A 12,600-nucleotide genomic window follows, 5' to 3' on the forward strand; every position below is an offset into this window, starting at 1 on the left:
GATGCCATGGGCCAGCCGTCAGCGATGCCCGGAAAAATCTTAAGGACGTAGTCATGGAAAACATCGCACTCGCCGACCCGGGCGCGCATTTGTCGATATGGGCCTTGTTCATGCAGGCCGGCTGGGTGGTCAAATTGGTCATGATCGGGTTGCTGTGCGCCTCGATCTGGACCTGGGCAATCATCATCGACAAGCTTGTCGCCTATAGCCGTATGCGGATGGCGCTCAACCGCTTCGAGCAGGTGTTCTGGTCGGGACAGTCGCTCGAGGAGCTCTACCGCACGCTCGCCGACCGCAAGACCACCGGCATGGGCGCGATCTTCGTGGCCGCCATGCGCGAATGGAAGAAGAGCTTCGAGAAGGGCGCCAAATCGGCGCTGGCATTGCAGACTCGCATCGACAAGGCGATGGATCTCGCGCTGACCCGCGAGATGGAAAGGCTGGAGGGTCGGCTCGGCTTCCTCGCCACCACGGGTTCGGCCGCGCCATTCATCGGCTTGTTCGGCACCGTCATCGGAATCATGACCTCCTTCCAGGCGATCGCCGCCTCGAAGAACACCAGCCTGTCGGTCGTGGCGCCCGGCATCGCGGAAGCGCTGCTGGCGACGGCCATCGGCCTGCTCGCGGCCATTCCGGCCGTCATCGCCTACAACAAGCTGTCATCGGATGCGAACAAGCTCGCCGTGCGCATGGAAGGGTTTGCGGATGAGTTCTCCGCCATACTCTCGCGCCAAATCGATGAAAAAGTCGCGCAGAAGGCCTGAGGTACGATCATGGGTATGTCTGCTGCTAGCGCAGGTGGCATAGGGCGAGGCGGACGCGGCCACCGGCGGCGCGGTCGTCATCATGCCCTGATGTCGGAAATCAACGTCACGCCGATGGTCGACGTGATGCTGGTGCTGCTGATCATCTTCATGGTCGCGGCGCCGCTGCTCACCGTCGGTGTGCCGATCGACCTGCCGGAGACGAAAGCCAAGGCGATGAACGCCGACACGCAGCCGATCCAAATCTCGATCGGCCCTTCCGGCGAGATTCACCTGCAGGAAACCGAAATCCCTCAGGAAGAGCTGGTCGCCAAGCTGCAGGCGATTTCCAAGACCGGCTATGACGAGCGCATCTACATCCGCGGCGACAAAGCGACCAGTTACGGCACCGCGCTGAAGGTGATGGGCCTCATCCAGAACGCCGGCTACAAGAACATCGGCCTGATCTCGCTGCAGGAACAGGACCAGTAGACGGCAAATGCGGACCGGCCTCACCTCCTCGGTGATCTTGCATGCGGTGGCGCTGGCCTTCGGGCTGTTCACGCTGTCCTCGCCGCCCGCCATGCCGGCTTCCGACGTGGAGTCCGTCGCGGTCGACATCGTGCCGATGGAAGCGATCGCGCAGACGCTGCAGGGCGACAAGAAAGCGGTCATGCATGACAAGCCGGCGCCGCTGCCGACCAAGCGCCCGGATATCGTCCCCGACGCGCAGAAGGTCGGCGAGAACAGCGTCGACACCGACAAGCCGGTAACCGACGAGGCCAAGCCGAAGCCGGTCGAGAAGACATCCGCGCCGCCCCCGGCGCCGACGCCGACCGAGAAGCCGGCGGTCGAGGACGTGCCGAAGCCGCAGGAAAAGCCGAAGCCGACCCCGGCGACCGAAGTCGCGCCGACGCCGACACCTAAGGAAGAGGTCAAGCCCGAGCCGGTCAAGCAGACGGAGCCGAAGCCGACACCCGCCAAGGAGCCGACGCCAGCACCGCCGAAGGACACGACCGCCGCCATCCAGAAGGAAGAGGTCAAGCCGGACGCCGTCGCCGAGGCGATCGCCAAGGAGCAGCCGACCGAGGAGGCTAAGCTTCCGGACTCGGCACCCGCCCCTGCAGCGCGGCCGAAGCCGCAGCCCGCTCCCGCCGAAAGCGCCAAGGCGCCGGAACGCAAGGACGCGGAAAAGCCGGTGAAGGAAGCTTCCTCGAAGCCGAAGTCGGATGAAAAGCAGTTCAACGCCGACGAGATTTCAGCACTTCTGGACAAGCAGAAGCCGTCCGGTGGCGGCGCCAAGCGCTCCACCCAGCAGTCGTCGCTCGGCGGCGAGAAGGATCAGGGCCAGAAGCTGTCCAAATCCGAGCAAGGCGCGCTCGAAGCTCAGCTCGGCGGCTGCTGGACCTTGCCCGTTGGACTGGAAGGTTCGGAGAACTTCGTCGTCGTGGTCCGGTTCAATCTCGATACCAACGGCAAGCTCGACGGCCGCCCGTCGGTCGAGCAGTCGAGCGGCAACCGGCAGTTCGACGAAAGCGCAGTGCGCGCGGTTCAAAAATGCGACGTGGCCGGCCTGCAGGTTCCCGCCGGCAAGCAGGATATTTGGAACGACATCCGGGTCACCTTCGACCCAAGGGAGATGCTTGGCCTGTAGGCCTTGCGTCCGAACCACCAAAGAAGAGAAGCGAGAAGACATGAGATCTTTCCTCAAGCCGCTCCTGACGATTGCAGCCATGGCGCTGGGCATGACGACCGCCGCCACTTTGCCGGCCTGGTCGCTCGTCGAGCTCAACGTCAACAAGGGCAATGTCGAGCCGCTGCCGATCGCCATCACTGACTTCCAGTCCAATGGTGAGCTTGGCGCCCAGATCACGGAGATCGTCACGGCCGACCTCAAGCGCTCCGGCCTGTTCGCGCCGATCGACAAGAGCGCTTTCATCGAGAAGATCTCCGGCCCGGACGCCACGCCGCGGTTCGACGACTGGAAGGTGATCAATGCGCAGGCGCTGGTCACCGGCAGCGTCGGCAAGGAAGCCGACGGCCGCATCCGCGCCCAGTACCGGCTATGGGACACCTTTGCCGGCCAGCAGATGGCCGGGGAGCAGTTCTTCGCCAATGACGCCAATACCAGGCGCGTCGCCCATATCATCGCCGATGCGATCTACGAGCGGCTGACCGGAGAGAAGGGGTATTTCGACACGCGCGTCGTCTTCGTCGACGAATCCGGCGCCAAGAACGCGCGCAAGAAGCGTCTTGCCATCATGGACCAGGACGGCGCCAACGTGCGCTACCTGTCGGACGGCCGTTCGATCGTGCTGACGCCGCGCTTCTCGCCGAACCGGCAGGAAATCACCTACATGTCCTATGAGAGCGGACAGCCGAAGGTGTATCTGCTGCAGATCGAGACCGGACAGCGCGAGCTGGTCGGCAATTTCCCCGGCATGACGTTCGCGCCGCGCTTTTCGCCCGATGGCCAGAAGGTGATCATGAGCCTGCTGCGCGATGACGGCAACTCCAACATCTTCGCCATGGATCTGAGAAGCCGTTCGACCACGCGGCTCACCGACTCGACCGCCATCGACACCTCGCCCTCCTATTCGCCCGACGGCTCGCAGATCGTCTTCACCTCCGACCGCGGCGGCGGCAGCGGCCGCTCGCAGATCTACGTCATGGGCGCGGACGGCTCCAACCCGCACCGCATCTCGTTCGGCGACGGCGTCTATTCCACGCCGGTGTGGTCGCCGCGCGGCGACCTCATCGCCTTTACCAAGCAGTCGGGCGGCGAGTTCCAGATCGGCGTCATGAAGACCGATGGTTCGGGCGAGCGCATCCTGTCCTCCGGCTTCCAGCAGGAGGGGCCGACCTGGGCGCCGAACGGTCGCGTGCTGATGTTCTTCCGCGACTCCGCCGGCGGGCCGAAGCTGGTCACGGTCGATCTTACCGGCCGCAACGAGCAGCAGATCCCGACCTCGAACTTCGCCTCGGATCCGGCCTGGTCGCCGTTGCTGGAGTAGGCAGAGGAACGGAAGAATTTAGGAACGGCGAACTGACGAACTGAGGAAAATGGAGGACCGGGGGCGCTTGTAAATCTCAGAGAGAAGCTGGCTTAATTTCTTCCTTCAATTCCTCAGTTCTTCAGTTCCTCAATTCCCCTTTTTTCATGTTTTGGCCGCATTTCCGCCTACGGTCGCCGCGCATTGTGAGCCTAGCTAAATCGGCCGAGGACGGCGGCTCGAAACGAAAAATTAACCGTGTTTCTTGAATGCCGGTTAACCCAAACGTGGTTACTGGGTGATCAACGAAATCACTCGAATGCGAAGGAGAGGCGGCATGGGCCGTATCGCAGCACTTACCAGAAATCCGGCGATGATCGCGCTGGTGGCGGCTCTGGCCATCACCGGCTGCGCCTCGAAGAAGACGCCGAACAGCGCCGCCGATCTCGGCCTCAACGGCGCCGGCTCTGCCACGCCCGGCTCGGCGCAGGACTTCACCGTCAACATCGGCGACCGCATCTTCTTCGACACCGACTCCTCGTCGATCCGCGCCGACGCGCAGACGACGCTGTCGCGCCAGGCGCAGTGGCTCAACCAGTACAGGCAGTATGCCATCGTCATCGAAGGCCATGCCGACGAGCGCGGCACGCGCGAGTACAATCTGGCGCTGGGCGCCCGCCGCGCCGCTGCCACCCGCGACTTCCTGGTTTCGAAGGGCGTCGCGGCCAACCGTCTGAAGACGATCTCCTACGGCAAGGAACGCCCGGTCGCCGTCTGCGACGACATCTCGTGCTGGTCGCAGAACCGCCGCGCCGTCACCACGCTCTCGGGCGCCGGTTCCTGACGCGCCGCGCCGGAAATCGATATCGATTTTCGGAAACGCTCATAAGCGCCACAGCGTCCTTGGCGCGTCTGACGACGCGCGGCGCTGTGGGCGGCAAAAATACAACATCGCTGAACGAAAGGCGGCCTCCGAGCCGCCTTTTTCATATGCGACAGCTTGAAACAAAATTTGGCCGAAGTCTCGCGTCCTGCTAAGAGCGCGAGGGCGCTTTATCCCCCTCCGATTTGGAAAGGCGCATCGGGCCAACAGATTTTCACGGCGAGAGACATAATGCATTTCAGAACGGTCATGAGCGGCACGCTTGCGCTGCTGCTCCTATCAAGCATCGCAGGCGTCGCAGCCCCGGCGGACAGCGGGCAAGCCTCGAACAGCGGCTTCACTTTCCATCTGCCGACGCTGGGCATTTTCGGCGACAAGAAGAAGACCGAGCAGGCGCAAGTCGCCCAGCAGGACGGCGCCGGCATGACCGGTCTGGAGGATCAGATCCGCCAGATGAACGGCAAGCTTGAGGAACTCAATTTCCAGATCCTGCAAATGCAGGAGCAGATGCGCAAGCAGCAGGAGGACAACGAGTTCCGCTTCCAGCAGCTCGAAGGCGGCTCGCAGGGCGCGAAGCCAACCGGCCAGAAGAAGTCGGAGGCCGCGCCGCAGGACGGCAGCAGCGGCAACACGAATATGGGCGATGCTGGCGCCGGCGACAGCGGCACCGACACCAACGTCGCAACGGCTCCGGCGACGCAAGCTCCGGCCGGCTCGGCTCCGCAGGACGGCGGCGGCAAGAGCGTCGGCGACGTCATCGTCGAGTCTCAGACCGGCGACCCGGGCAAGTTGATCACCGGCGCGCCGCCGAAGACCTTCGGCACCATTACCGTCGACAAGAACGGCAATGTCGTCAATGCCGACCCCGCCCCGCAGGCGGGCTCGCAGACGGAAGCTCCCGCGGCTACGGCAAACGCGCCTGCCGCGGAGACCGGCAGCAAGGCTGGCAAAGGCAAGTCCGGCGGCACGGTCATGGCCTCGCTGCCCTCGACCAACAATCCGGACGAACTCTACCGCAACTCCTACCAGTTCATCCTGTCGGGCGACTATCCCACCGCCGAGCAGGGGTTCCGCGACCATATCTCGCGCTTCCCCAAGGACGCCAAGGCAGCGGACGCGCATTACTGGCTGGGCGAATCCCTGCTTGGCCAGCAAAAATATCGCGACGCGGCGGAGGTTTTCCTGGCCGCCAGCAAGGATTATCCGAAGGCCAAGAAGGCGCCCGACATGCTGCTCAAGCTCGGCGTATCGCTGGTCGGCCTCAAGCAGAACGACGTGGCCTGCGCCACTTTCAACGAGATCGGCAAGCGCTACCCGGATGTTTCCGGCACGCTGAAGGAACGCATCAAGCAGGAAAAGGCGCTGGCCTCGTGCTAGCTTGCGTGTCGTTGTCCCAGAATCGGGACCGCTTGTGGACGACGCGCAGTGATGTTCGGTACCGAGACTGACCTTTCGGATCGCCTTTTCCAAGACTTCGACTTCTCCCACGGCGCCGTTGCGGCCGTGTCCGGCGGCAGCGACTCGACCGCCCTTCTCCATCTGCTCAAGCACCACCTCGACCGTACCCTGCCCGCGGCAAGGCTGCTTGCGGTGACGATCGATCATGATCTCAGACCAAGCTCGGCAGCCGAAGCGCAAGCTGTCGCCCGGCTTTGCGCCGAGCACGGCATCGCGCATCGCACGCTCGTCTGGTCCGGCCGCAAGCCATCGACCGGCTTGCCGGCCGCCGCGCGCGAGGCGCGCTACCGGCTGCTGGCCGAGGCAGCCGAAGGGGAAGGCATCCGCACGGCGGTGACCGGACATACCGCCGACGACCAGGCCGAGACCGTGCTGATGCGGCAAGTTCGTGAAGAGGAGGCCCGCGACGAGGATCCACGCGACGGCCGCGGGCTCGCCGGCATGGCGCCCGCCACGCTCTACGATTGGCGAGTCTGGATCGCCCGCCCGCTGCTCGCCACGCGCCGCGCGGCATTGCGGGAGATGCTGAAGCGTCGCGGCATCGGCTGGACCGAGGATCCGACCAATGTCGACCGGCGCTTCGAGCGGCCGCGCCTGCGCATCTCGCTTGCAGGCAGAGACGGCGAGGCGCGTTTCAAGGAAGCAATCGCGAAGGCCGGACAGGCAGCCGCCGAGCGCGAGAACCTCGGCCAGCGTGCGGCGGCGCTGATCGGCGCCTTCGCTAGCCAGCCGGCTCCGGGGCTCATCCGCCTCGATCGCGATTTCGCAAGTGGTGAGGACAGCGAAGCTGCCGTCTATGCATTTCGCATCCTGCTCGCCACGGTCGGTGGCGTCTCGTTCCTTGTCGACGAGGCGCGTTGCCGGGCGCTGTTCGAGCATCTGCGGTCGGGGATGGTTTGCGCCACATTGTCGCGGACGGTGGTCGACGCGCGCCGCACCGGCATCTTCCTTCACCGCGAGGCCCGCAATCTGCCCGCGGTCCCGGCTGCGGATCAGGCCCTATGGGACGGTCGGCGGAGGATCACATTGAGCGACAGGCCGAGCGGGTTGGTGATCGCGCCAGCAGGTCCCGGCGCCGCCAAGCGATTTACCCCGGAAGGCGACGTTCCGGCGAGCTTGCTGCGCAAGGCGCTGGCCGCCGAGCCCGCGCTGTGGCGCGGCGGCGAACGCCTTGATTTGGCTGGCGGTGATGCCGCGCCGGCGGCGACGGCGATCGTTCCTGCGGTGTCGCCCTTCACCCGCTTCCTGCCGTCCTTCGATCTCCGGCCCGCTGCCGCCGTCGCCGCGCTGATCGGCGCGCCGCCGCTGCCGCCCTCGCCTTTTCGCGGCCATGATCCCGGCGGAGCATGGGCGAAAGCTTAACCGAGGCATGCTGTTCTGCTTGGCAAGGGGAGACGCTCTCCCTATGTTAGGCCCAAGCCTCCAATCACCATCGTGGGTCCGCGCGCGGACGCCAACAGGACAATAGATGAATCCGAATTATCGCAACCTCGCGCTCTGGGCGATCATAGCGGTCCTGCTCATCGCCCTGTTCAATCTTTTCCAGACGCCGCAGACGCGCGGCGCTTCGAGCGAGATTGCCTATTCGCAGTTCCTGCAGGATGTCTCTTCCGGCCGGGTCAAGAGCGTGACGATCGCCGGCGCCCGTATCTCGGGCAACTATACGGACAACGCCAACGGCTTCCAGACCTATTCGCCGGGCGATCCGTCGCTGGTCTCCAGGCTGCAGGACAAGAACGTCACCATCAATGCGCGGCCTGAAAGCGACGGTTCGAACTCGCTGTTCGGCTATCTGATCTCGTGGCTGCCGATGATCCTGATCCTCGGCGTGTGGATATTCTTCATGCGCCAGATGCAGTCCGGCTCCGGCCGCGCCATGGGCTTCGGCAAGTCGAAGGCGAAGTTGCTCACCGAGGCGCATGGCCGCGTCACCTTCCAGGACGTCGCCGGCGTCGACGAAGCCAAGGAGGACCTGGAGGAGATCGTCGAGTTCCTGCGCGATCCGCAGAAGTTCCAGCGGCTCGGCGGCAAGATCCCGCGCGGCGTGCTGCTGGTCGGCCCTCCCGGAACCGGCAAGACGCTGCTCGCCCGCTCCGTCGCAGGCGAGGCCAACGTGCCGTTCTTCACCATCTCCGGCTCGGATTTCGTCGAGATGTTCGTCGGCGTCGGCGCAAGCCGGGTGCGCGACATGTTCGACCAGGCCAAGAAGAACGCCCCCTGCATCATCTTCATCGACGAAATCGACGCCGTCGGCCGCCATCGCGGCGCCGGCCTCGGCGGCGGCAATGACGAGCGCGAGCAGACGCTGAACCAGCTGCTGGTCGAGATGGACGGCTTCGAGTCCAACGAAAGCATCATCCTGATCGCCGCCACCAACCGGCCCGACGTGCTCGACCCGGCGCTGCTCAGGCCGGGCCGCTTCGACCGCCAGGTGGTCGTGCCCAACCCCGACATCGTCGGCCGCGAGAAGATCCTCAAGGTGCATGTGCGCAACGTGCCGCTGGCGCCCAATGTCGACCTCAAGGTCATCGCGCGCGGCACGCCCGGCTTCTCCGGCGCCGACCTGATGAACCTGGTCAACGAATCCGCGCTGATGGCGGCGCGTCGCAACAAGCGGCTTGTCACCATGGCCGAGTTCGAGGACGCCAAGGACAAGATCATGATGGGCGCCGAGCGCCGCTCGTCGGCGATGACGCAGGCCGAGAAGGAGCTGACCGCCTATCACGAGGCAGGCCACGCCATCCTGGCGCTCAACGTGCCGACGGCCGATCCGCTGCACAAGGCGACCATCATCCCGCGCGGCCGCGCGCTCGGCATGGTCATGCAGCTGCCGGAAGGCGACCGCTATTCGATGAGCTACAAATACATGATCTCGAGGCTGGCGATCATGATGGGCGGCCGCGTCGCCGAGGAGTTCAAGTTCGGCAAGGAGAACATCACCTCCGGCGCCTCCTCCGACATCGAGCAGGCGACCAAGCTGGCGCGCGCCATGGTCACGCGCTGGGGCTTCTCCGACAAGCTCGGCCATGTCGCCTATGGCGACAACCAGGAAGAGGTCTTCCTCGGCCATTCGGTGGCGCGCCAGCAGAACATCTCGGAAGAGACCGCGCAGATCATCGACGCCGAGGTGCGCCGGCTGATCGACGATGCCTATTCCACCGCCAAGACCGTGCTGACCAAGAAGAAGAAGGACTGGATCGCGCTGGCCGAAGGGCTGCTCGAATACGAGACCCTGACCGGCGAGGAGATCAAGCAGCTGATCGCCGGCCACAAGCCCGCCCGAGACCTTGGCGACGACACGCCGCCCAGCCGCGGCTCGGCCGTGCCGAAAGCCGGCACCGGCGGCCGTCGCAAGAAGGGCCCCGAGCCCGAAGGCGGCATGGAGCCGCAGCCGCAGGGCTAAGGCTCGATCGAAAACGAAACATAAAAAACGACGCCGCGGCTCAGACCGCGGCGTTTTTGTTTGGGAGGTCACAGACGATTGGCGAGTCGCTCGCGGACCGCACCAGCAAGATCGGCGTCCGGCGCAAGCGCCAATCTTCCTTCTGGCTGATCACGCTTCTGGCCTCGCATGGCACCCCGAACCTCCCGCGCAAACGCACGAAACTGTTCGCGATGTCTTCGCACACCCGTTCGCGATGTCCTCAGCCCATATAGGGGGAGATTGGTAGCTTCGCCGGCGGGGGTTCTTTTGCGGCGCCGATATGCCTCTTTAAGCGCGTCCAACGAAAAGGCCCGCGCATCTCGCGATGCGCGGGCCTTTGTCTTGGAGGTAAGCGCTGAGCGATCAGCTCTTCAGCTTGGCGTTGCAGAGGCTGTAGAAGCCGCCGCCCTTCTGGATCCACCGCAGGCCGTTCAGCGTGTCGGCGTCCTTGTTGGCATAGTACTGCTCGAGGCAGGTGTGCATGCGGGCCTTGGCCGGCGTCTCGTTGGCGAATTTCGGCGAGATGGCGGTCGGGAAGGTCACGCCCTTCGGCGCAGCGACGCTGGGTTTTGCCGGTTCCTTGGTGAAAGTCGCCTCGGTCGGAGCCGGCACGGTGTCGTCGTCGTCGCCGGCGCCGCATTCGGCCTTGCGGAAGTCGTTCCACTTCATGCCGTTGAGCTTGTTGGCGGTCTTGGCAGCCTGGTACTTGCTGCTGCATTCGGCCATGGTCAGACCCTTGGCCGAACCACCGTCAGCGGCAGCGGTGGAAGTCTTGCTGGCGGCAGGATTGGCGGCCGCCGCGGCAGTGGCGCCGGGGCCGCATTCAGCCTTGCGGAAATCGTTCCACTTCATGCCGTTCAGCGTGCCGGCCGCCTTCGCGGCCTGATACTTGGTGCTGCATTCCTTTGCGGTCAGGCCCTTGGCTGTGTCGTCCGAGGCAGCTGCCGACTTTGCCTTCTTGGTGTCAGAAGCCTTGGTCTCGGTCGCAGACTTGGTCTCGGTCGCCGCCTTGGTGTCGGTCGCCGCCTTGGTGTCGGTCGCGGCGGAAGCGTCGCTGCCGCACTGGGCCTTGCGAAACTGGTTCCAGGTCTGGCCGTTGAGCGTTCCGGCGTCCTTGGCTGCGTTGTACTTGGTGCTGCACTCGGCCATGGTCAGGGCGTTGGCCGGCGCCGCCAGGAACAGGGTTGCGAGGGCGATGCCCGTCAATGTTGCAAGTCTATGAATAAGCATGGCGTTATTCTCCCTTGCTGCGCCAAATGGTCTCTATACCAAATCAATAGCTCTCAACTTCGGGCTGCGCCAGATGCTTCCCGCGCGGATGCCCTCACAAACTGTGTTCCTGCCGACAGGGTGCTAAATTGCTGGCGCTCGGTTCGAGCAAATAAGGTTTTTCCAACCGTGTCGGGCGGAAAAGCTGTCCGGGCTTTTATATTCCCGTTACAACGAGAGGTCGTGGCAGGCTGCCGAATCACTTGACCCGTCTGCGACAATGATTTTCTAAGGAATGGTAATATATAATCACGAAACGTGATGATCGGATGCGGCCCAATTGTGGCAATACGGACGGCTGAAACCGACGGGGACTTTGGCAGGTATGGCAGGGCAGTATTTCGGCACCGACGGCATTCGCGGACGCGCCAACAAGTTTCCCATGACGGCCGAGGTGGCCATGCGGGTGGGTATGGCCGCCGGCCTTTCTTTCCAGCGGGGCAACCATCGGCACCGCGTCGTGCTCGGGAAGGACACGCGGCTTTCCGGCTACATGATCGAGAACGCGATGGTGTCGGGCCTGTGCGCCGCCGGCATGGACGTGTTCCTGCTCGGGCCGATTCCGACACCGGCGGTCGCCATGCTGGTGCGCTCGCTGCGCGCCGACATCGGGGTGATGATCTCGGCCTCGCATAACCCTTATTACGACAACGGCATCAAGCTGTTCGGCCCCGACGGCTATAAGCTCTCCGACGAGATCGAGGAGCGCATCGAAGGCATGCTCGACAAGGACATCGAGTTGTCGCTTGCCGATTCCGACGGGCTGGGGCGCGCCAAGCGCGTCGACGGCGTCCACGACCGCTATATCGAATTCGCCAAGCGCACGCTACCGCGCTCGATGTCGCTTTCCGGGCTTCGGATCGTCGTCGACTGCGCGAACGGCGCCTCCTACAAGGTGGCGCCGGAGGCGCTGTGGGAGCTCGGCGCCGAGGTAGTCGCCATCAATGTCGAGCCGAACGGCTTCAACATCAACAAGGAGTGCGGCTCGACCCATCCGGCCGGCCTGCAGAAGAAGGTGCACGAGGTGCGCGCCGATATCGGCATCGCGCTCGACGGCGACGCCGACCGTGTGGTCATCGTCGACGAGAACGGCGCCATCGTCGACGGCGACCAGATCATGGCGCTGATCGCCGAGTCCTGGCACCAGAGCGGGCGGCTGGCCGGCGGCGGCGTCGTCTCGACGGTGATGTCCAATCTCGGTCTCGAGCGTTTCCTTGGCGACATGAAGCTGCAGCTGCACCGCACCAAGGTCGGCGACCGCTATGTCGTCGAGCACATGCGCGCGCATGGCCTCAATGTCGGTGGGGAGCAGTCCGGCCATATCGTGCTGTCCGATTTCTCGACCACCGGCGACGGCCTGGTTTCGGCGCTGCAGGTGCTGGCCTGCATCAAGCGGCAGAACCGGCCTGTCAGCGAGCTGTCGAAAAAGTTCGAGCCGGTGCCTCAGCTTCTGAAGAACGTCCGCATCTCCGGCGGCAAGCCGCTGGAGGAGGCGCCGGTCAAGGCAGCCATCGAGGAAGGGCGCAACCGCCTGGGCAAGGCCGGCCGCCTCGTTATCCGGCCGTCCGGCACCGAGCCGCTCATCCGCGTCATGGCCGAAGGCGACGATCCGCAGCTGGTCGAGGCCGTCGTCAACGAGATCGTCGGTATCATTTCGGATACCCGCAGCGCCGCCTGATCGCCGCCGCAAACCGGACGATCGCACCTGCAAGCCCGCCGCCAGGCGGGCTTTTTCGCGCGCGCGCAACACCCCCGGACAACGGAATACCCTCTAAAATTGTAGGCATTCGTGGTTAATCGGTACGGTTAAACGGCTTTTAACCTTTGCAA

The 12,600-nt window shown here is 64.4% G+C and carries 10 protein-coding genes; 9 read left to right on the top strand and 1 reads right to left on the bottom strand.

What is annotated here, in order from left to right; translation table 11 throughout:
* The first annotated feature begins 53 nt into the window (after positions 1-53).
* The 8 genes from tolQ to ftsH all read left to right on the top strand — a co-directional run bounded on the left by tolQ (position 54) and on the right by ftsH (position 9,480).
* Complete coding sequence (gene tolQ / locus CK222_RS06450; protein ID WP_067001789.1) at positions 54-764, top strand: protein TolQ; 711 nt, start codon at positions 54-56, stop codon at positions 762-764.
* Positions 765-773: 9 nt separating this feature from the next.
* Positions 774-1,235 carry a protein TolR gene (gene tolR / locus CK222_RS06455; RefSeq protein ID WP_067001793.1) on the top strand — a complete coding sequence of 154 codons (462 nt, stop codon included), beginning with the start codon at positions 774-776 and terminating at the stop codon, positions 1,233-1,235.
* 7 nt (positions 1,236-1,242) lie between these two features.
* Entirely contained in the window at positions 1,243-2,397 is a 1,155-nt protein-coding gene (locus CK222_RS06460) for a cell envelope integrity protein TolA (RefSeq protein ID WP_095782569.1), read from the top strand.
* A gap of 79 nt (positions 2,398-2,476) precedes the next feature.
* Positions 2,477-3,757, top strand: coding sequence for a Tol-Pal system beta propeller repeat protein TolB (gene tolB / locus CK222_RS06465; protein WP_245307372.1), 1,281 nt, complete (start codon positions 2,477-2,479; stop codon positions 3,755-3,757).
* Between the two features lie 316 nt (positions 3,758-4,073).
* The gene (pal, locus tag CK222_RS06470) at positions 4,074-4,580 is read left to right on the top strand and encodes a peptidoglycan-associated lipoprotein Pal (RefSeq protein ID WP_067001802.1); all 507 of its coding nucleotides are present in this window, start codon (positions 4,074-4,076) and stop codon (positions 4,578-4,580) included.
* 270 nt (positions 4,581-4,850) lie between these two features.
* Entirely contained in the window at positions 4,851-5,996 is a 1,146-nt protein-coding gene (gene ybgF, locus CK222_RS06475; protein WP_095799769.1) for a tol-pal system protein YbgF, read from the top strand.
* A 51-nt stretch (positions 5,997-6,047) separates the two neighbouring features.
* Positions 6,048-7,439: a tRNA lysidine(34) synthetase TilS gene (tilS, locus tag CK222_RS06480; RefSeq protein ID WP_095799770.1), complete on the top strand. Its 1,392-nt coding sequence runs from the start codon at positions 6,048-6,050 to the stop codon at positions 7,437-7,439.
* Positions 7,440-7,545: 106 nt separating this feature from the next.
* Positions 7,546-9,480 (top strand): ATP-dependent zinc metalloprotease FtsH, encoded by a 1,935-nt coding sequence (gene ftsH, locus CK222_RS06485; protein ID WP_067001810.1) that lies wholly within the window; start codon positions 7,546-7,548, stop codon positions 9,478-9,480.
* Between the two features lie 384 nt (positions 9,481-9,864).
* Here ftsH and CK222_RS06490 read toward each other — a convergent pair whose 3' ends face one another.
* On the bottom strand, positions 9,865-10,731 hold the full coding sequence (locus CK222_RS06490; RefSeq protein WP_095799771.1) for a hypothetical protein: 867 nt from the start codon (positions 10,729-10,731) through the stop codon (positions 9,865-9,867).
* Positions 10,732-11,095: 364 nt separating this feature from the next.
* On the opposite strand from CK222_RS06490, the gene glmM reads away from it, so the two are divergent.
* Entirely contained in the window at positions 11,096-12,448 is a 1,353-nt protein-coding gene (gene glmM / locus CK222_RS06495) for a phosphoglucosamine mutase (protein WP_067001816.1), read from the top strand.
* Positions 12,449-12,600: the final 152 nt, after the last annotated feature.

Source organism: Mesorhizobium sp. WSM3866 (assembly GCF_002294795.1).
Taxonomy (GTDB): domain Bacteria; phylum Pseudomonadota; class Alphaproteobacteria; order Rhizobiales; family Rhizobiaceae; genus Mesorhizobium.